General features: G+C 54.3%; 24 protein-coding genes. 14 read left to right on the top strand and 10 right to left on the bottom strand.

Annotated features, from left to right (window positions below):
• Positions 1-6: 6 nt before the first annotated feature.
• From H650_RS08345 to fliE, 8 genes are all read right to left on the bottom strand, one after another.
• A complete protein-coding gene (locus H650_RS08345; protein ID WP_044489710.1) occupies positions 7-414 on the bottom strand; it encodes a flagellar protein FlhE in 408 nt (135 codons plus the stop codon).
• Positions 415-499: 85 nt separating this feature from the next.
• Positions 500-2,602, bottom strand: a complete 2,103-nt coding sequence (gene flhA, locus H650_RS08340; protein ID WP_020454842.1) for a flagellar biosynthesis protein FlhA — start codon at positions 2,600-2,602, stop codon at positions 500-502.
• Entirely contained in the window at positions 2,602-3,747 is a 1,146-nt protein-coding gene (gene flhB / locus H650_RS08335) for a flagellar biosynthesis protein FlhB (protein ID WP_020454841.1), read from the bottom strand. Before flhB ends, flhA begins: the two co-directional genes overlap by 1 nt.
• 33 nt (positions 3,748-3,780) lie before the next feature.
• Complete coding sequence (gene cheZ / locus H650_RS08330) at positions 3,781-4,440, bottom strand: protein phosphatase CheZ (RefSeq protein ID WP_020454840.1); 660 nt, start codon at positions 4,438-4,440, stop codon at positions 3,781-3,783.
• A 3-nt stretch (positions 4,441-4,443) separates the two neighbouring features.
• Positions 4,444-4,833, bottom strand: a complete 390-nt coding sequence (gene cheY / locus H650_RS08325) for a chemotaxis response regulator CheY (protein ID WP_020454839.1) — start codon at positions 4,831-4,833, stop codon at positions 4,444-4,446.
• A gap of 41 nt (positions 4,834-4,874) precedes the next feature.
• A complete protein-coding gene (locus H650_RS08320) occupies positions 4,875-5,921 on the bottom strand; it encodes a protein-glutamate methylesterase/protein-glutamine glutaminase (RefSeq protein WP_044489461.1) in 1,047 nt (348 codons plus the stop codon).
• Between the two features lie 5 nt (positions 5,922-5,926).
• Entirely contained in the window at positions 5,927-6,763 is an 837-nt protein-coding gene (locus tag H650_RS08315) for a CheR family methyltransferase (RefSeq protein ID WP_071925218.1), read from the bottom strand.
• Positions 6,764-6,965: 202 nt separating this feature from the next.
• A complete protein-coding gene (gene fliE / locus H650_RS08310) occupies positions 6,966-7,301 on the bottom strand; it encodes a flagellar hook-basal body complex protein FliE (protein WP_020454836.1) in 336 nt (111 codons plus the stop codon).
• A 241-nt stretch (positions 7,302-7,542) separates the two neighbouring features.
• Here fliE and fliF point away from each other — a divergent pair, with 241 nt between their 5' ends.
• The 14 genes from fliF (at position 7,543) to H650_RS08240 (ending at position 18,974) form a co-directional block, all read left to right on the top strand.
• Positions 7,543-9,240 (top strand): flagellar basal-body MS-ring/collar protein FliF, encoded by a 1,698-nt coding sequence (gene fliF, locus H650_RS08305; protein ID WP_020454835.1) that lies wholly within the window; start codon positions 7,543-7,545, stop codon positions 9,238-9,240.
• Positions 9,237-10,223: a flagellar motor switch protein FliG gene (gene fliG, locus H650_RS08300; RefSeq protein WP_020454834.1), complete on the top strand. Its 987-nt coding sequence runs from the start codon at positions 9,237-9,239 to the stop codon at positions 10,221-10,223. Before fliF ends, fliG begins: the two co-directional genes overlap by 4 nt.
• Positions 10,210-10,923, top strand: a complete 714-nt coding sequence (locus tag H650_RS08295) for a flagellar assembly protein FliH (RefSeq protein WP_044489458.1) — start codon at positions 10,210-10,212, stop codon at positions 10,921-10,923. Before fliG ends, H650_RS08295 begins: the two co-directional genes overlap by 14 nt.
• Positions 10,920-12,287 carry a flagellar protein export ATPase FliI gene (fliI, locus tag H650_RS08290; protein WP_020454832.1) on the top strand — a complete coding sequence of 456 codons (1,368 nt, stop codon included), beginning with the start codon at positions 10,920-10,922 and terminating at the stop codon, positions 12,285-12,287. Before H650_RS08295 ends, fliI begins: the two co-directional genes overlap by 4 nt.
• 15 nt (positions 12,288-12,302) lie before the next feature.
• Positions 12,303-12,746, top strand: coding sequence for a flagellar export protein FliJ (gene fliJ / locus H650_RS08285; protein ID WP_020454831.1), 444 nt, complete (start codon positions 12,303-12,305; stop codon positions 12,744-12,746).
• A gap of 1 nt (position 12,747) precedes the next feature.
• Entirely contained in the window at positions 12,748-14,007 is a 1,260-nt protein-coding gene (locus tag H650_RS24245; protein WP_020454830.1) for a flagellar hook-length control protein FliK, read from the top strand.
• A gap of 153 nt (positions 14,008-14,160) precedes the next feature.
• On the top strand, positions 14,161-14,664 hold the full coding sequence (gene fliL, locus H650_RS08275) for a flagellar basal body-associated protein FliL (RefSeq protein WP_020454829.1): 504 nt from the start codon (positions 14,161-14,163) through the stop codon (positions 14,662-14,664).
• 5 nt (positions 14,665-14,669) lie between these two features.
• Positions 14,670-15,674 (top strand): flagellar motor switch protein FliM, encoded by a 1,005-nt coding sequence (gene fliM / locus H650_RS08270; RefSeq protein ID WP_020454828.1) that lies wholly within the window; start codon positions 14,670-14,672, stop codon positions 15,672-15,674.
• Between the two features lie 7 nt (positions 15,675-15,681).
• On the top strand, positions 15,682-16,083 hold the full coding sequence (gene fliN, locus H650_RS08265; protein ID WP_020454827.1) for a flagellar motor switch protein FliN: 402 nt from the start codon (positions 15,682-15,684) through the stop codon (positions 16,081-16,083).
• On the top strand, positions 16,083-16,487 hold the full coding sequence (fliO, locus tag H650_RS08260) for a flagellar biosynthetic protein FliO (RefSeq protein WP_020454826.1): 405 nt from the start codon (positions 16,083-16,085) through the stop codon (positions 16,485-16,487). The genes fliN and fliO overlap by 1 nt, the downstream gene beginning before the upstream one ends.
• The gene (fliP, locus tag H650_RS08255; protein WP_020454825.1) at positions 16,484-17,245 is read left to right on the top strand and encodes a flagellar type III secretion system pore protein FliP; all 762 of its coding nucleotides are present in this window, start codon (positions 16,484-16,486) and stop codon (positions 17,243-17,245) included. The genes fliO and fliP overlap by 4 nt, the downstream gene beginning before the upstream one ends.
• Before the next feature lie 10 nt (positions 17,246-17,255).
• Positions 17,256-17,525, top strand: coding sequence for a flagellar biosynthesis protein FliQ (fliQ, locus tag H650_RS08250; protein ID WP_044489457.1), 270 nt, complete (start codon positions 17,256-17,258; stop codon positions 17,523-17,525).
• A 2-nt stretch (positions 17,526-17,527) separates the two neighbouring features.
• On the top strand, positions 17,528-18,307 hold the full coding sequence (gene fliR, locus H650_RS08245) for a flagellar biosynthetic protein FliR (protein ID WP_020454823.1): 780 nt from the start codon (positions 17,528-17,530) through the stop codon (positions 18,305-18,307).
• A 67-nt stretch (positions 18,308-18,374) separates the two neighbouring features.
• Positions 18,375-18,974 (top strand): response regulator transcription factor, encoded by a 600-nt coding sequence (locus tag H650_RS08240; protein ID WP_020454822.1) that lies wholly within the window; start codon positions 18,375-18,377, stop codon positions 18,972-18,974.
• 117 nt (positions 18,975-19,091) lie between these two features.
• Here H650_RS08240 and flhC read toward each other — a convergent pair whose 3' ends face one another.
• Complete coding sequence (gene flhC, locus H650_RS08235; RefSeq protein WP_052332815.1) at positions 19,092-19,649, bottom strand: flagellar transcriptional regulator FlhC; 558 nt, start codon at positions 19,647-19,649, stop codon at positions 19,092-19,094.
• Positions 19,650-19,663: 14 nt separating this feature from the next.
• On the bottom strand, positions 19,664-20,011 hold the full coding sequence (gene flhD / locus H650_RS08230; protein ID WP_020454820.1) for a flagellar transcriptional regulator FlhD: 348 nt from the start codon (positions 20,009-20,011) through the stop codon (positions 19,664-19,666).
• Between the last annotated feature and the right edge of the window lie 110 nt (positions 20,012-20,121).

Raw genomic sequence — 20,121 nt, 5'->3', positions numbered from 1 at the left:
TTCTGATTAGCGATAATTAACGGTTAACTGATTACGTACAACGTTGAGCGCCGGTCTTAGCTGGCCGAGGCTGTTAACGGAGTAGATAAAGCGGAACTCACCACTCGCCGCCAGTGGCACATCAATGCGCCGCTCGCCGCTCAGGGCAGGCAGCGGAATGCATTTATCGACGCGGCAAAGTTTAATGACCAGCCCCGGCGGGGGAGGGGAGAGCAGCGTAATGCGCCATGAAATACGCACCGCTTGCGCCGAAGGAGAAAGGGATTCGGGGGAGAACAGCGGGCGTCCACGCAGTAACTGCTTACCGGTAGTGACGCTGCCGCCAGCGGATGAGGCGCTCCAGGCGCCTGTTGTTTGGGCGGACGCCGCAGGGGATGCCTGCAGCGCCAGAAGAAGTAATACCACTGATTTCATTAGTTTTTGCCAGTTGCAGCCGTCGTTTGTGCGGACGCCGCAGGGGATACCTGCAGCGCCGGAAGAAGTCATACCCGGGATTTCATTAATGGGTGCCAATGACCGCCGTCATTTGCACGGTCTTGTTATTGCTGATTTCCAGCGTCGACAATACCGCCAGCTGCGGGAACGCACGACGCAGGAAACGTGACACCATGGTGCGCAGCGCCGGGTTAACCAGCAGCACCGGCGAAACGCCGAGCGACTGCTGTTCGGTAATGGCGCGGTCGGCCTGACGCATCAGGTTTTCGGCAATACCCGGCTCAATCGCGCTACCGCTTTGCAGGGACTGGATCAGCAGTTTTTCCAGCGACGTATCCAGACCGATCACTTTGATGTCATCGTCATTGCGGAACCACTGCGCGGTGATCGCGCGGCCCAGGCGAATACGCACCTGCGAGGTCAGCTCATCCGGATCGTTTTGCACCGGCGCATATTCCGCCAGCGTATCGATGATGGTTCGCATATCGCGGATAGAAACGCGTTCAGAGAGCAGGTTCTGCAACACTTTGTGGAACAGCGTCACCGAAATCACCCCAGGAATTAAATCTTCCACCAGCTTCGGCATCTCTTTGGTGATGCGGTCGAGCAACTGCTGGGTCTCCTGGCGGCTGAACAATTCATCCGTATACAGCGTGATCAAGTGGTTCAGGTGCGTGGCGATAACCGAGCTTGGGTCAACCACGGTAAAGCCCTGGATTTGCGCCTGTTCACGTAATACTTCATCAATCCAGCAGGCGGGCAGGCCAAAGGCCGGATCGACACACGGCGTACCGGGCAGCTCACCCTCGGCATAACCCGGGTTGATGGCCATCCAGCGTTCCGGCTCCATGGTGCCGCTGCCGATTTCCACGCCTTTAAGCAGAATGCGGTAGTCACCAGGCGCCAGATCGAGGTTGTCGCGAATATGGATCGCCGGTGGCAAAAAGCCCATCTCCTGCGCGAATTTCTTACGGATACCGCGCACGCGCACCAGCAGTTGCCCGTCCTGGTCACTATCAACCAGCGGGATCAGGCGATAGCCCACTTCCAGACCCAGCACATCTTCCATTTCAACATCTGCCCATGAGGCTTCGGCCGAGGCCTGCTCGTTGGCGGCCAGCGCGCTGGCGCTGTCTTTATCTTCGGTCACGGCGCTGCGACGGCCCGGGTTTTTCATTTCGCGACCGCGCAGCCACCAGGCAAGCCCCAGCAGGATGGCAGTGAACATCAGGAATACCAGGTTCGGCATCCCCGGGATCAGCCCCAGCAGACCAATTACCCCGCCGGAAAGCAGCATCACGCGCGGGTTATTGAACAACTGGCCGACCATCTGTTCCCCGATGTCTTCATCATTGGAAACACGGGTCACAATCACACCGGCGGCGGTGGAGATGATCAGCGCCGGGATCTGCGCGACAAGACCATCACCGATGGTCAGCAGGGTGTAGGTTTCGCCCGCTTCCGCCACGCTTAAGCCGTGCTGCATTACACCGATGATCAAACCGCCGACGACGTTAATCGCCATGATCAGCAACCCGGCGATGGCGTCACCACGTACGAATTTACTGGCACCGTCCATCGAGCCGTAAAAATCAGACTCCTGGGTCACTTCGCTACGGCGGCGTTTTGCCTCCGCTTCACCAATCAGCCCGGCGTTAAGATCGGCATCAATCGCCATCTGCTTACCTGGCATCCCGTCCAGCACAAAACGCGCGCCCACTTCGGCGATACGTCCGGCACCTTTGGTGATAACCATAAAGTTGATGATGATAAGAATGGCGAACACCACGATACCGATAGCGAAGTTGCCGCCGACCAGGAAGTGGCCGAAGGCTTCAACCACCCGGCCCGCTGCGGCGGCACCGGTGTGGCCTTCCATCAGAATGATACGCGTGGAGGCAATGTTCAGCGCGAGGCGCAGCAGGGTCGAAAACAGCAACACCGTCGGGAACGCGGAAAACTCAAGGGTTTTCTGCGTAAACATCGCCACCATCAATATCATCAGCGACAGCACGATATTAAAGGTGAACAGGGTATCCAGCAGAAATGCCGGCAGCGGCAGTACCATCATTGCCAGAATCAGCATGATCAGCACCGGGCCTGCCATGATTTGCCACTGTGTCTCTTTAAACGCGGGTAAGCGTAATTTGCTGGCGATATTAGCCATCAGTTTGAACTCTCATGTACAAAATCCATCGACTCAGGAACCGCGAGATCCCTGGGCTGCTTCGGCGGAACGCCGCCGTTGTTGCGCCACCGACGCAGGCCATAAACCCAGGCCAACACTTCTGCGACGGCGCTATAAAGCTCGCCTGGGATCTGTTCGCCAATCTCACAATGGCGATAGAGCGCACGGGCAAGCGGTGGTGCTTCGAGCATCGGGATGCGGTGTTGCGCCCCCAGCTCGCGAATTTTTAAGGCAATATCACCGGCGCCTTTGGCCAGCACGACCGGCGCGCTCATTCCGCCTTCTTTATAAGAGAGGGCGACAGAGTAGTGCGTCGGGTTGTTGACGATGACATCCGCTTGCGGGATATCGCTCATCATTCGGTTTTGCGCCGCCGCACGCTGCATCTGTTTAATGCGGCTCTTAATGTGCGGATCGCCTTCACTCTGTTTAAATTCGTCGCGGATCTCCTGACGGCTCATCCGCAGCTTTTTCAGGTTGCTGGTTATCTGATAAAAAACGTCATAACCCACCACCGGTAACAGGAAAAAAATCACCATCATCAGGCAATCCAGCGTCATGCTCATGGCATGCGCGATGGCCATCGGCAGTGCTTCGTTAACTAACTGAATGAAATGCGCTTTATTTTTGTAGATGTAGAGTGCGAAGGCGCACGCGACCAGCACGACCTTCAGGCACCCTTTGAGCATTTCTGATAACACCTGGGCGGAAAACAGACGTTTGAACCCCGAAAGCGGCGAGATCCGCTTCAGATCGAGCTTCAGCGATTTACCGCTCAGGTTGACGCCGCCCAGCAACATCGGCGATACGATCCCGGTGACAAACAATCCCAGCAAAATGGGCAGTAGCGCGTTGCTCATCATCTCCAGCAAATAGCGGGTCTGATGAAACATCGACTGTTCATCCATTACCGACAGCCGGTTGAGTGCCAGGCCGGTTCGCAATAACTCCAGCAGTTGCCGGGCAAACTGCGAACCGCCAGAGAGCATAAACGCCCACCCGGCCAGCAACATCAGCAGCGAACTCAGCTCTTTCGAGCGGGGGATCTGCCCCTCTTCACGCGCTTTCTGTTTTCGCTGGGGTGTGGGTTCTTCTGTTTTTTCTACATCACTCTCTTCTGACATGATTTGCTCAGCGGCGCGGCGAACCGCGCACCGTTAGAACCCCAGACTATCGAGCAGGTCGTCGACCTGATCTTGCGACGCCATAACACCCGCTTTGCTGCTGTCAATTTGCGGGCCATTGACCAGCATGGCGGCTGTTTTTGCTTCCGCTTCCGCCTCTTTCTCCTGCTGGAGTGATTCCGGCACGTAAGCCAGCAGCACCTGAATCAGCTCTTTCTCGACCATTTCGATAAGCAGCATCATGCGGCGGATCACCTGGCCGGTAAGATCCTGAAAATCCTGTGCCATCATGATCTCCATCAGATGCTCGTTGGTCTGGCGGGACATCATCGGCGCCTGAACGAGGAACTGGCGGGTATCCGTGACCAGCTCTTTGGCGACCGGCAATTCCACCGGATCGGCGAACCAGGCATCCCAGCGGGCGGAGAGATCTTCCGCCTGTGCGCTAATTGCCTCCTGCTGCGGGCGCGCTTCTTCCACACAGGTCAGAACGCGTTCAGCCGCCTGCGCCGTTTTCGCTACCACGTAGTTCAGGCGTTCACGCGTATCGGGGATCGCCTCTGCCGCTTCAACAATGGTGCGGTCCAGACCTAAGTCGACCAGGCTGTCGCGCAGCAGTCGTGTCAGTTGTCCGACACGGGAGAAGATGCTTTTAAAGTCGTCTTCTGGCTGCGTATTTTCTAAGCCGCTCATCGGTTACCACCCGATTTTTTCAAAGATTTTGTTGAGCTTTTCTTCCAGCGTTGCCGCGGTGAAAGGTTTCACCACATAACCGCTGGCACCCGCCTGCGCGGCCGCGATGATGTTCTCTTTCTTGGCCTCAGCGGTAACCATCAGCACGGGCATTTTGTTTAAATTCGCGTCGGCGCGGATTTCCGTCAGCAGCTGTAAGCCATCCATGTTCGGCATGTTCCAGTCGCTGATAACGAAATCGAACGCGTCTGCACGCAGTTTGTTCAGCGCGTCCAGGCCATCTTCGGCTTCTTCAACACGGTTAAAGCCAAGGTCTTTCAACAGATTGCGAACGATGCGGCGCATGGTGGCGAAATCGTCAACAACGAGAAAGCGTAAGTTTTTGTCTGCCATTCTTTTTTTCCTGAATAAGAGAGAACGAAGTAGGTGAAAAATTAAATCCTGCGCGCCTGACCGGCAGAACGCTGAAGGATGTGCTGACCAATTTGTTCCAGATCGACGGTTTCACAGGCGGCGTTGTGCGCAATCGCTTCGCGCGGCATGCCGAAGACCACGCAAGTGCGTTCACTCTGCGCGATGGTCCACGCTCCTGCCTGGCGCATGGCCAGCAGTCCGGCGGCACCGTCGCTGCCCATCCCTGTCAAAATGACGCCGATGGCGTTTTTCCCGGCGCTTCGCGCGACGGAGTGGAACAGCGCGTCCACCGAGGGGCGGTGGCGGTTAACCGGCAAATCATCACTCAGCGCGACGTGATAGTTCGCCCCGCTGCGCGTCAGCTCCATATGAAAAGCACCGGGCGCAATGTAGACGTGACCAGGCAGTACGCGCTCGCCGTGTTCCGCCTCTTTCACCGACATCTGGCACAGATGGTCCAGCCGGTTGGCAAAGGAGCGGGTAAAACCAGGCGGCATATGCTGGGCGATAACAATGGCCGGGCTTGTCGCCGGCAGCGGTTGCAACAAGTGGCGCAGCGCTTCGGTGCCGCCCGTGGAAGAGCCAATGGCGATAATCTTTTCGCTGCCCACCAGCGGCGCTCTCATCACGCGGGGTGGTGCCACTTTCGTTTCGCTGCGCCGGATACGCGCTTTCGCCGCCATGCGGATTTTGTCGGCAATCATGTCGCTGTATTGCGCCATGCCTTCTTTTAAGCCCATTTGCGGTTTGGTGATAAAGTCCACCGCGCCAAGCTCCAGCGCGCTGAGCGTAATATCGGAGCCTTTGCTGGTGAGAGATGACAACATCACCACCGGCATCGGGCGCAGGCGCATCAGCCTTTCCAGAAACTCCAGCCCGTCCATACGCGGCATTTCCACGTCCAGCGTCAGCACATCCGGGTTGTGTTGTTTAATCAGATCGCGCGCGACAATCGGGTCCAGCGCCGTGGCGACCATTTCCATATCCGGCTGCTCGTTAACGATGTGCGTCATGATCTTGCGGATCAGTGACGAATCATCAATGCATAACACCTTGATTTTTCTCATTTACATTAATCTCCAAGGCGATAGACAGACTGCCCGAGCAGACGAAACGGGCTGGTTAAATTTTGAAAATGTTCCGAGTGGCCAACAAACAGCAGCCCGCCGGGTTTCAGTATTTTCGCGAAGCGCTGCAGCAGCTTCTCCTGGGTGTTCTGATCGAAATAAATCATCACGTTACGGCAAAAAATGGCATCGAAAGGCGCGGGAATATCCCACTGCGCATCAATCAGATTGAGCTGGCGAAACTGTACGGTGCTGCGAAGTTCGCTTTTGATTTTCACTCTGTTTTGATGCTCGCCCGTCCCGCGCAAAAACCAGGTGCGTTTTTGCTGTTCGGTCAGGTTGTCGATATCACTTAACCGGTAAACCCCGAGGCTGGCTTTCTCCAGTACATCGGTATCAATATCGGTGGCCAGCACGCGCGGGCCGGTAATGCTGCGCCCCAGCGTCTCTTCCAGCGTCATGGCGATTGACCACGGCTCTTCGCCGGTCGAAGCCGCCGCGCACCAGACGTTGTAGCTGCCGTTTCTGGACTGGGCATGCCGGGCCAGCGTCGGGAAGTGATACGCCTCGCGGAAAAAAGAGGTCAGGTTGGTGGTCAGGGCATTCACAAATACCTGCCACTCGTCACTGCCTGGATTCGCCACCAGCCGATCGGTGTAATCCTCAAAACTTTTTAAATTCAGCTCCCGCAGACGACGGGAGAGACGGTTATAAACCATGTCGCGTTTTTGCGCGGTAAGGACAATACCGGCGCGCTGGTATATCAATTTGCTGATTTTTTCTATTTCACTCTCGGTCAGCACGATGGGTGCTTGTGGAGCGTGCGGAGTCATGGAACGCATATTTTTCTGACAATCAATAATAATGTTGACGGTAATTCACTGGTTTATTGCGCACACACGTATTCGCAAATGATGAGTCACTCATCACCCGATAAATACGTGTGTGCTGTTAAATCTTAATAAGAAATATCCAGGATGATTCGGGTGTGAAAAATAGCAACCATATTTCCGGGGTAATCGGCATTAAGATAATACTTAGCGGTTATACCGGCATATTCATAATATCTTGATATGCATTTACTAATTTGTTGCGTACCTGAATACCAAGATTTAATGCCAGCGATGATTTTTGCATTGAAACCATCACATCGTTTAAGCCAATACCTTCGACACCGGCCAGATAAGCCTGTGACTGGGTTTTAGCGGTGGTCTGCATTTGGCTAATATTGTTAATACTGTTAAATAAAATATCAGAGAATTGTGACTTATTCTCGACATTACGGTTCGAAGTAAAGGGGTTCAGCGCGGATGCGTCTGAGACTTTTCTGGCCTGGGACTGAATCTGATCCAGTACCCCGCCTATTGCATTCATAGACATAGAAAACAACCTTAGTAGTAATTAGCCGTAAGCTTATCATGTGGCTCGAAAAACGACATAACCTGAATAGCTGACACAAATTTCACCTTTTTACCACTTAGAAAATGGCCTGTTTTGTAGATAATACGTAACCAGGAATTCCCCTGGGAAATACTTTGCATTTACTTATTTCATACCAAATGAGGCGAGCCGTAATGCTTTTTAATTTTTATTGCGGCGATCACTTTTACAGGATATTGGCATGACTGCCACGACCCAAAGCAGTAACAAGAAAGGCATTGTCGATATTAAGGCACTGCTTGATAATATCCGGCTTAATCCCCGGATGATATTTTTCATTGCCGCCGCAGCTGCTATTTCCATCGTAATTGCACTGCTGTTCTGGGCTAAAGAACCTGACTACCGTGTTCTGTATAGCAATATTAGCGAGCAGGATGGCGGGGCGATCGTCACGCAACTGAAACAGATGCAGATACCGTACCGCTTTGCGGAGATCGACGGTTCTATTCAGATACCCGCTGAGCAGGTGTATGAAGTGCGTCTCAAGCTGGCCCAGCAGGGGCTGCCGAAAGGTGGCGCAGTGGGCTTTGAACTGCTTGATCAGGAAAAATTTGGCATCAGCCAGTTCAACGAACAAGTGAACTTCCAGCGTGCGCTGGAGGGCGAGCTTTCGCGCACCATCGAAACGCTTGGTCCGGTCAGCGCGGCGCGTGTGCATTTGGCAATGCCGAAGCCGTCCCTGTTTTTGCAAGATCAGAAACAACCTTCCGCGTCGGTGACGCTGACGTTGATCAGTGGCAGAACGCTGGATGCCGGGCAGGTGAGTGCGATTTCTTACATGATCTCCAGCGCCGTGCCGGGTCTGAGCGCCGATCGCGTGACGATTGTCGATCAAAGCGGACACCTGATGACGCAGAGCGGCGAGCAGGCGACGCAGACCACGCAGCTGAAATACACGCGCAAAATTGAAGCGGAATACCAGAATCGCATTCAGGCCATCCTGGCACCGATTGTCGGCGCGCAAAACGTCAGAACGCAGGTGACCGCGCAAGTTGACTTCACGCAGCACGAACAAACGGCCGAGCAGTACCAGCCCAACAGCCGCCCGGAAGATATGGCGATCCGCAGCCGCCAGAGCAGCAATGCCGAGCAGGGCGGTAAGAGTGCGGTAGGTGGCGTACCTGGTGCGTTAAGCAACCAGCCGCCTGCACCGGTTTCGGCGCCGATTGAGCAACCGGCAGCGCAGCAAACCAATGGGCAAGGCGCGACCAATGCCAACGCCAATGCGAACGCAACCGCGACGCCTGCCACACCGGCGACGCCATACAACAAGCAGAGCGATGAAACCACCAACTATGAAGTGGACAAAACGCTCACGCATATCAAGCGCAGTACCGGTACGGTGGAACGCCTCTCTGTTGCGGTGGTGGTGAACTATGTGGCTGGCGCAGACGGTAAAACCGCCGCGCTCAGCAAAGATAAGCTCGACCAGATCAACGCGCTGGTGAAAGAGGTGATGGGCTACTCCGACAAACGCGGCGATACGCTGAATGTCGTGAACACCCCGTTCAGCACTGAGGCTGACGAACCGCCGGTTCCGCTGTGGAAACAGCCTGAAGTCATCAAACTGATGATGTCTGGCGCCCGTTATCTGTTTGTAGTGCTGATCGCCTGGATCCTGTGGCGTAAAGCGGTACAGCCGTTCTGGACGCGCCACCAGGAGATGCTGTTACAGCGTATGGAAATGGAAAAAGAGGCCCGCCAGGCCGAGCTGGAAGAGCAAATCCGTAAGCGTCAGAGCGCGGAAATGGCGAAAGCACAGCAGCGCGTTGAGGCGGAACAAGGCGCGCAGCAGCTACGTGAAATGGCCGATCAGGAGCCGCAGGTTATCGCGCTGGTTCTTCGTCAATGGTTGAATAAGGAACAGAAGTCGTCATGAACGCCGCCCAGAAAAGCGCCATAGTCATGCTGACGCTCGGTGACGAGCGTGCAGCCGAAGTGTTTAAACACTTGAATACCCATGAAGTTACGTTAATCAGTAGCGCCATGGTCCACATCGGCAGTTATACCCACGATCAGCTGGGCACGGTGATGAAAGAGTTCCGCCGTGATTCGGGTGAGTTTGCCGTGCTGGATGTGAATACCAACGAATACCTGCGCAGTGCGCTGGTGAAAGCGTTGGGTGAAGAGCGGGCGAATTCGCTGCTGGAAGATCTGCTGGATGCCAACGATGAGCGTAACGGTATTGAGACGCTCAACTTTATGGAACCGCAGATGGTCTTTGACCTCATCCGCGATGAGCATCCGCAGATTATCGCTACCATCCTTGTGCATCTGAAACGCAGCCAGGCAGCCGATCTGCTGGCGAAATTCGATGAGCGCGAACGTAACGACATCATGCTGCGTATCGCCACCTTCGGCGGCGTGCAGCCGGTGGCGTTGCAGGAACTGACCGAAGTGCTGAACAACTTGCTGCACGGTCAGAACATCAAGCGCAACAAGATGGGCGGTGTACGTCCGGCGGCGGAGATCCTCAACATGATGAAATCCCACCAGGAAGACGCGGCTATCGAAGCGGTGCGCGAATACGACCAGGAGCTGGCGCAGAAGATCATCGACGAGATGTTCCTGTTCGAAAACCTTGTCGAAATGGAAGACCGCAGCATCCAGCGTATTTTGCAGGAAGTGGATAACGAATCGCTGCTGGTGGCACTCAAAGGCGTGGACGACGCGTTGCGCGATAAGTTCTTCCGCAATATGTCCAAACGTCAGGCCGATATTATGCGTGACGATCTGAATTCCCGTGGCCCGGTTCGTATGTCGCAAGTCGAAAACGAGCAAAAAGCGATCCTGTTGATTGTCCGTCGTCTGGCAGAAACTGGCGAAATCGTGTTGGGTGGAGGCGACGATGTCTACGTCTAAGCACCAGTGGAAGTCCTGGCAGCCAGAAAATCTCCTTCAGGAGTCATTCGGTCAGGAGAGCGAGTTGCGCGAGGCTGTACCGGCAGGCGATCCGGCGACGGAAGCGGCGATGCAGGTAGAGTTGTCGCGTCTGCGCAAACAGGCCGAACAAAAAGGCTTTGCCCAGGGGCAGGCGCAAGGGCTGGAAGCAGGAAAAAAACAGGGCTACGAAGAGGGTTTTGCGCAAGGCCGGGAAGAGGGCGCAGCGCAGGGCGCGGCGGAATACCGTCAGCAACAGCAGAAGCAGACCGATGAGTTCGCCCAACTGTTTGATAACGTCAGGATAACGCTCGATAGCCTCGACAGCGTGATGCCTGCGCGTCTGGTGCAGGTCGCCCTGATGGCGGCGCGCAGTTTGTTGGGCGAAAGCGTGGTGTCAACCTCGACCAACGCCTGGCTGATGACGCGCATTCAGCAACTGCTGCATGAAGATACGTTGCAGCAAGGCAATGTGCAGCTGTGGGTCAGCGCCGAAGAGTCTGCCGCTGTGCAGGAAATGCTGGGCTCGGTGCTGGAAGCCCGTGGCTGGGAATTGCGTACCGATGCGCAAATGCTGCCGGGCGGTTGTCGGTTAACCACCGATGGCGGCGAGCTGGACGCGACCACGGAAACCCGCTGGAACGAGCTGTGTAATCTGAGTCGTGAGGGCTTCGCGCTATGACCACCCGGCTAAAAAAGTGGCTTGATGGCATTGACCTGCGCGAGCACAAAATGGCGGAACTGCCGCCGTTTCGCCGCTATGGTCGGCTGACGCGTGCGACCGGTCTGGTGATGGAAGCTGTCGGTCTGAAATTGCCGATCGGCACGCTGTGCATTGTCGAACGCGAGACCGAAACGGGCATTCAGCGCGTAGAGAGCGAAGTGGTGGGGTTCAATGCCGAAACCCTCTATTTGATGCCGCTGGAAAACGTCGAAGGCGTACTGCCTGGCGCCAGAGTGTATGCCTTTGGTAACAACGTTAAAGGCAAACTGCTGCCGCTGGGACCGGAATTGCTGGGGCGCGTGCTGGATGCCAGCGCGCGTCCGCTCGATGGCCTGCCGCCGCCGGGGTCGACCGATCGCGGGCCGCTGTTTACCGCGCCGTTTAACCCGCTGCAGCGCGATCCCATCAAAAACGTGCTCGACGTGGGTGTTCGCGCGATCAATGGCTTACTGACCGTTGGCCGCGGCCAGCGTATGGGGCTGTTCGCCGGTTCCGGCGTCGGTAAAAGCGTACTGCTGGGCATGATGGCGCGTTTCACCAAAGCGGATGTCATCGTCGTCGGGTTGATTGGCGAGCGTGGCCGTGAGGTGAAGGATTTTATCGAGAACATTCTCGGTAAAGAGGGGCTTAAACGTTCAGTCGTTATCGCCGCACCGGCGGATGTATCGCCGATTCTGCGTATGCAGGGCGCGGTCTACTGCACGCGTATCGCCGAAGATTTTCGCGATCGCGGCCTCGATGTGCTGCTGATTATGGACTCCTTAACCCGTTACGCGATGGCGCAACGTGAAATTGCGCTCGCCATCGGTGAACCGCCCGCGACCAAAGGCTACCCGCCTTCGGTTTTCGCCAAGCTGCCTGCGCTGGTGGAACGTGCCGGTAACGGCACCAAAGGCGGCGGTTCGATCACCGCGTTTTATACCGTGTTGACGGAAGGGGATGATCAGCAGGATCCGATTGCCGACTCGGCGCGTGCGATCCTCGACGGTCATATTGTGCTCTCGCGCAGGCTGGCGGAATCGGGACACTACCCGGCGATTGATATCGAAGCCTCGATAAGCCGTGCGATGACCGAGCTTATCGAACCGGCGCATTACAAAAAAGTGCAGCGTTTTAAACAGATGCTCTCCTCTTACCAGCGTAACCGCGATCTGGTGAGCGTAGGCGCGTATGCGGCGGGCAGCGATCCGTTGCTGGATCAGGCGATTAGCCTGTACCCCAGCATGGAGCGTTATCTCCACCAGGGAATTCATGAATCCTGTGATTATCCGACCTCCTGCGCGGAGCTTTCCGCGCTGTTTCCGGATGCCGGGGCGAACTAATGCGGATAGTGCGTAATGGCCAGCCATAACCCAATGGATGTACTGCGTGAGCTGGCGGAAAAGAAGCTCAATGACACGACGGTACGGCTCGGTAGCGCTCGTCAGGCGCATGTCCAGGAGACTTCCCGGCTGGAGCAGTTGCGCACGTACTCGCAAGAATACCGCCAGCAAATGCAAACAACGCTGACGCAAAGCCGCGTTTCAATTATGGCGCTACAGACACAGCAGCGATTTTTAACCTCTCTGGATGGGGTGGTTGAGCAACAGGTCAGGCGGGTTTCCGCCAGCCAGTTTGCCGTGGATAACGTGCAGGACGCCTGGAAAAAAGATAAGCAGCGGCTGAATGCTTTTGAAGCGCTGAAAAACCGTGCTGAAGCCCAGCGATTGTTAAAAGAGAACCGGCTGGAACAAAAGCTGATGGATGAGTTTGCCCGTCGCGCCAGCCAAAGGAACATATAAGATGATTATCAGACCTTCTACCCCTACTCCCGCCAGCGATAGCGGACGCCAGACGGCATCCACCTCATCCGCGCAGGAAGAGGGCGAGTTTTCTTCCGCGCTGAAAAAAAAGCTGGCGGCAGAACAACCCGCAAAAACCGACAAAACTGCGCCTGCGCAGGAAGGCACTAAAAAACCTGCGGATAAAAAAGAGGAGCCGTCAGGCGACGCCCGTCCGGCGCAGCCTGCGACGCTGGCTATCGATCCGCTGGCGCAAGTAGCGCAGACAATCGCGTTGCCAGCGGAGGTGACCACCGCTGATGCGCTGCTTGCCCAGGGCGAACAGACCGCGCAACCGGCACTGGCGGATCTGGCGACGTTACCGCAGAACGCGACTGAACCTGCACTTGCTGCAACCGCAACCCCGGCAAACACGCTTACAGCAGCCAACGTGGCGACCGATGCTCAAGCCGCTGACCCGTTAGCGCAGGCGACTTTCGCCGCCGCTCCCGCTGAGAACGTGCAGACGCCAGTGACCGCCGCCCCGGAGCGCTCACCCGCGACCGGCAAAGGGCAGGGGATAACCACAGCGCTTCACATGGCGACACCGCTTGCGCAGAAAACCGTTGAAGGCAGCGACTCCCCTTTGCCGGCAACGGACACCGCGCAGCTTAGCGGCAATGGGCAAACCCAGGCCGCACCGGCCAGCGAAAGTTTCGCCACGGCGTTGCATGCGGTGAAAGCGGGTGAACCGCTACCGCAACTGAGCGTGATTTCTCACGCGGCACCCGTTAGCGCACCGTCAACAACGGCAGCATTAGCCTCTCCGGCGATGGCGACCGGCACCTTACAGGCGGAGGTTGGCACGCCTGCGTGGCAGCAATCGCTGGGGCAGCAAATTGCGGTGTTCACCCGTAATGGCGTTCACCATGCGGAACTGCGCCTGCATCCTGAGGACTTAGGCGCGTTGCAAATCAGCCTGCGCGTGAATAACGATCAGGCCCAGGTTCATTTCGTTTCTGAGAGCCATCAGGTGCGTTCAGCGCTGGAATCGGCGATACCGAACCTGCGCACCATGCTGGAAGAGTCCGGCATTTCGCTCGGACAGAGCAGCGTGGGGGCAGAAACCTCCTCCTCGGCAGGGGAGATGACATCGGGCAATGCTTCCGGGCAAGGAAAGTCTGATCCAGAACAAGGTGAAGCGGCAATTTCGCGAGAAGAAGAACGTCCTGTCCTCTCCCGGGTCATGCACTATTCCCGTGGAATCAATACGTTCGCTTAATACGAATACGCTAAATGGCAAGGTGCTGACAGTAATTTCAGTTTATCAAGGAATTGTCCTGCATGGGTGCTGTATTAAAATAATCGCATCCAGCAGGTTATCTGCCTTAAGTATGATTCCTGATTTATTTTTAATTACAGAGTTATTCATCAAATGCCGAAGAAGAAACAAGCCGCCCAGAGTGGGAAAAAAAGCCCGCTGTTGGCGTTACTCATTTTGTTAATTCTTGTTGGTATGTGCGCTGGTGGCGCTTATGCCTATATGGAAATTAACAAACTTAAAACGCAAGTTGCTAATGGGAGCGATGGTAAAAAACCTGCCGAAGAAGTTGAGCAGGCAGAGCCGGTTTATTTGGATCTGGATACCTTTACTGTCAGTCTGAAACCAGATGCTCAGGAAAACGATCGCATTCTGTATATTGGCCTGACGTTAAAAGTTAAAGATACCGCAGCGAAAGCGATGCTGGAAAAACATCTTCCTGAAGTTCGCAGTAATTTGTTAGTGCTTTTTTCCCAACAAACAGCGGCTGAATTAGTCGACGATAAGGCGAAAGAAACGTTGGCATTAAAAACAAAAGACGCGGTTAACGCATCGCTTGCTGGCCAGCCTCAACCGATGGTGACAAACGTCCTGTTTAATGCATTCATTTTACGGTAACTATTATGTCGGACAGCATTTTATCACAGGACGAGATCGATAATCTTTTGAATGGCGGCTCCGGCGGCGAAGAGAAAATTAGTGCGGAAACGGCGCCGTCGTCAGCAGAAGATAATATTAAACCTTATGATCCTAATACCCAGCGTCGGGTTATTCGCGAACGTTTATATTCTCTGGAGATTATTAATGAACGTTTTGCGCGACAGTTTCGTATCGGCTTGTTTAACATTTTGCGTCGTAGCCCGGACGTCACCGCCGGAAACATTAAAATTCAGCCGTACCATGAGTTTGCCCGCAACCTGCCGGTGATGACGAGTCTGAATCTGATTAACATGCATCCGCTGCGCGGCACGGCGCTGTTCGTCTTTTCGCCCAACCTGGTGTTTACCGCGGTGGATAACCTTTTTGGCGGTGACGGGCGTTTCCCGACAAAAGCCGATGGACGCGAATTTACGCCTACAGAACAGCGCATTATCCAGCGGATGTTGTCGATGGCGCGCGAAGCATATGATTATGCCTGGACATCTATTTATAAGATCAAAACAGAATTTGTCCGTTCTGAATTGCAGGTGAAGTTTACCAATATCACGTCGTCACCGAATGATATTGTGGTGACCACACCGTTTCAGGTGGATATTGGTTCGCATAGCGGTGAATTACAAATTTGTATTCCGTTCAGCATTATCGAACCGGTTCGCGAGTTGTTGACTAACCCGCCGCTGGAAAACTCGCAGCACGAAAATAACCAGTGGCGCAGCGCGCTCGCTTCGCAAATGCGGGATACGGAACTGGAACTGGTGGTGAAATTCGCTGAGATTTCTACCCGCTTGTCCAGAATTATGAGCCTGAAACCTGACGATATTATTCCATTGGAAAAACCTGAAGAGATTGGCGGGTTTGTTAACGATGTGCCAGTGATGTCGGGTAAATATGGCTGCGCCAATAATCAGTATGCCATTCAGGTGGAAAATTTGATGAATTCTACATTATTAGCCTTAAAGAAGGAGTGACCAACGAATGAGTGATATGGAACTTGAATCGGGGTCAAATAAATCCTCGCTTAACGACCTTTGGGGCGACGCGATGAGCGAACAATTGAACGACAATAACGCCGAGTTGCATGCTGCGGCGAAAGACGATGTGATGGTTAATTTTTCTGAAGATTTAAATTTGGTGCTCGATATTCCGGTCAAAATGACCGTCGAACTGGGGCGCACAAAAATGACGATCAAAGAGTTATTAAGACTTAGCCCAGGTGCCATTGTTTCCCTGGACGGGTTAGCCGGTGAGCCGCTGGATATTTTAATTAACGGTTACTTAATCGCCCAGGGTGAAGTGGTGGTCGTTTCGGATAAATTCGGCATTCGTATTACCGATATTATTACGCCTTCAGAGCGTATGCACCGCCTGAGCAGATAATGAATACCCCAACGCTTAATACTGTTCAGCCCGTTGCTGGCGGGCCTGCCGTGGCTCCGGTCTCTATTGGCAATGTCGTCGGCGCGCTGGCGCTGGTGCTGTTGCTGATTGTGGCGGTGGCCTGGATCTGCCGTCGCACTGGCGTCGCTTCACGAATGGTAAAGGGAAATAACATTCTGTCGGTAAAACACACCCAGTCCCTCGGCGCGAGACAGCGTCTGGTGGTTGTCGAAGTGGATGACAAGTGGCTGCTGCTGGGCGTTACGCAGGAAAACATTACTAACCTGATGACGATGGAGAAAAAAGCAGACGCTGAGCCGGTTCAGGTCGCGCCGTTTGCTGCCAGTTTTCAGGCGGCGTTAGTGAATTGCATTACCCGGCATAAAGGTGAGGGCAAAAAATGAAACGCAACACGCGCCTGCTGCCGGGACTGTTTGGCTTTGGGATCACGCTTGCCGGGATTTTCTTCCCCGCCGGTCTGAGCTGGGCGGCCAGTACCGACATCATGCTTAGCCATTCGGCGAATGGCGAGAGCTGGTCACTGCCGGTACAAACGCTGGTTTTGATGACATCGCTGACGTTTTTGCCCGCGATATTGCTGATGATGACGGGTTTTACCCGCATTGTGATTGTGCTCGGGCTGCTGCGAAACGCCCTTGGCACCGCCAGTACACCGCCTAACCAGGTGCTGCTGGGACTGGCGCTGTTTCTCACGTTTTTCGTGATGTCGCCGGTATTGAACCGGGTTTACGACGAAGCGTGGGTGCCGCTCTCGCAGGACAAGATTTCTATGGAAGTCGCGTTGCAAAAAGGGTCGCAACCCTTGCGCGCCTTCATGCTTAAACAGACCCGCGAAGGGGATCTGGCGCTCTTTTCCCGCATCGCCAAAGCGGAGCAGTTTAATACCGCCGACGATGTGCCGATGAGCATTCTGGTTCCTGCGTTTGTGACCAGCGAACTGAAAACCGGTTTCCAGATCGGCTTTACGATGTTTATTCCTTTTTTGATTATCGACCTGGTAGTGGCAAGTGTGCTGATGGCGCTGGGGATGATGATGGTGCCTCCGGCAACGATTTCCCTGCCTTTTAAGCTGATGCTGTTTGTACTGGTGGATGGCTGGCAGCTGGTTATCGGCTCCCTGGCGCAGAGCTTTTTTAGTTAGAGAGAAGAAGATGACCCCTGAAAGTGTCATGTCGCTTGGCTTCCAGGCGACGAAAGTCGGGCTGTTTATTGCCACACCGTTATTGTTAGCCGCGCTGGCCGCGGGTTTGATTGTCAGTATTTTGCAGGCATCGACGCAGATCAATGAAATGACCCTCTCATTCATTCCGAAGATCCTCACCATCGTGGTGGTACTGATCGCCTGCGGGCCGTGGATGTTGTCAACGCTGGTTGACTACATGCGTGGTCTGTACAGTAGCCTGCCCTATATCATTCGTTAACGATGCTTACGCTCTCGCTGGTTACGCTTTATGACCAGGTGAACCAGTATTTCTGGCCGTGCCTGCGTATGCTCGCCCTGTTCGGCGCGGCACCGATCTTCAGTGAAAAACAGCTAAGCGCGCGGTTGAAAGTCGCGCTGGCGTTGATCACTGCTTTTCTTGTCGCTCCGCAACTGCCACAGAGCAACATCGCGATCGCCTCGCTCGACGGTTTCTGGGCCTGCTGCCAGCAGCTGATTATCGGCATTGCCATCGGGCTTGCGGTTCAGCTGATTTTCGTGGCGGTGCGCCACGCCGGTGAGATTATCGGTATGCAGATGGGCCTCTCCTTCGCCATGGTTTATGACCCCAGCGGCGGCCCGAGTATGCCGGTCGTTTCGCGGCTGCTGAACCTTTTTGTCACGCTGCTGTTTCTGACCTTCAATGGCCATCTTTATATGCTCGAAGTGGTGGCGAATAGCTTTCAGGCTTTCCCGATTAGCGCCGCGCCGCTCGGTCATGAAGGGTTTATGGCGATGGTCAAAGCAGGCAGCCTGATCTTTCGCTACGGCTTAATGCTTGGCCTGCCGGTTATCACCTTATTGCTGTGCCTCAACCTGACAATGGGGTTGCTTAACCGCCTGACGCCGCAGCTTTCTATTTTTGTGGTCGGTTTTCCGCTTTCTTTAACTGTCGGCATGGTAGCCATGTCGCTGGTGATGTACACGCTTGCACCCTTCTTTGAAAACATGATGGCGGGCATTTTTGACCATCTGTTTGTGATCCTGACGGGATTCAAATAACGCCAGAAGGGACGTTTTTAATCATCGTGATTCGTCACGGGATGTGACGCTGAGTAGGTAAAGGACTATGAGTGAAAAAAATGTAGTTAGTATCGCTAACGTTCTGATTTACAGCGAAGATATATTTTCGGCGCAGGGATTAACCACGCTGATTAAGTTCTATCGCCCGAGCTTGCGCATCAGCCATATCGCAAGCCCACAAGAGGCGTATGCAGCAAACAGCAATAAAGTGCGTTTTGTGGTTGCGGTGGCCACGCAGGCCACCAATCTGATGTCGTTGATGAACACCATGCAGTATTTGCGCGACGCGAAGCCGGATTTGCCATGCCTGGTGCTGAGCGACGCTCTGGATCCTGTTTTGCCCGCCCTGATGCCGGATGTTCCGACGCTGTGTCTGAATACGCCTATCCGCCACATTTATGAGTCAATCAGCCGTTTGCTGTCACGCAAAGGGGCGGCATCGCCGCAATATTCTGCGCTACCGCTGTTAACACAGCGCCAGCGCGAGGTGCTTTGTCTGCTGGCCTCCGGTGCCAGCGCGCAGGATGTTTCTGCTGAGCTTGGGATCAGCCTGAAAACCGCCTACGTACACCGGCGCGATATTCTGATGCGGCTTAACATTAGCCCGAATTATTATCGTGGTGTTTTTTCCGGTCGCTTGTCATAACGGGCGTAAATAACAGAAAGACAACAGCCTCGCCTGCTCAACGTTATGCTGAGCAGGCGAGGCTGCTATTGGCGGTGTGAAGATGATTTTGCCCGCTGTCGGGGCAAAATCATGCCATTACTGCAATGTGGTGGGGGCGCCAGCCGCGAAGTTGAGCAGCGGGCTACGCTTCAGCGCGCGTGACGGTGGCACGCAAAGGCTGCAGGTAAAACCGTTGAACATGTGCTCCGGCGTGGTGATAAAACTGCCGCCACAACAATCGCACTGTGTCTGCTTGAGCATGCCGCCGTCGATAAAGCGCAACAGCGTCCATGCGCGGGTTAACCCCAGCACCGGTTCTTCATTTTCTTCAGCCAAACCGTGTTCCATATAGAGACGGTAGGCTTTCAGCATCACTTCAACAGAGCGGCCAGGTTCGACCTTCTGCAGGTAAAGATAAATATTATAAAAAATGGATGAGTGAATATTCTGCTCCCACGCCATATACCAGTCGGCGGAAAAAGGCAGCATCCCTTTCGCCGGAGAATCCCCTTTCAGCTCTTTATAGAGCTTTAACAGTTTCCTGCGGCTAAGGCTGGTTTCACTCTCCAGCACCTGCATTCTGGCGCCGAAATTAATCAACTGCATGGCAATATGCGTATCTTTAATTTCCGACATAATGCTTTTTTCGTGCAACATTGAGTCTTCCATTACGCCGCCTCGCTGTCATCATGATTGAGCGTGTTAAGCAGATTGCTCGACAAAATAATGCCGGTATGCAAACGCTGAAGCGCATCAATACGCGAGTCTTTGGTCAGGCAGTTGATCATCACATCATCATCAATACGCAACCGGCTAATCAGCTGGCCTGAAGAGGACAGTTTAATCAGTTGCGGCAGTGACAAGCTGCGTAAGGTTTCCATCGTGGTTTCGTTTAAACCGAGGCGGAAACCGGCTGCAATTTTATCTTCACGGATCAGACGCTGTGCCAGTAATAAATAGGACAGGTTCAGATCCTGGATAGATTGCATTTGTTCGTCAAAGTTTTGTTCGTTCATAAAGTTGCTCCCGCAAAAAACAGGCGATGCGCTGTCTTTCGCTGTTATTTAAAAATTAAATATGCGAGCAACCACTTTATTTCGATATTAATTAAAAATACTAAAAGGTA

This window comes from Enterobacter sp. R4-368 (assembly GCF_000410515.1).
Lineage (GTDB): Bacteria > Pseudomonadota > Gammaproteobacteria > Enterobacterales > Enterobacteriaceae > Kosakonia.
The sequence above is the reverse complement of the archived record's forward strand: the minus strand, read 5'-3'. Positions and strand labels throughout refer to the sequence as shown.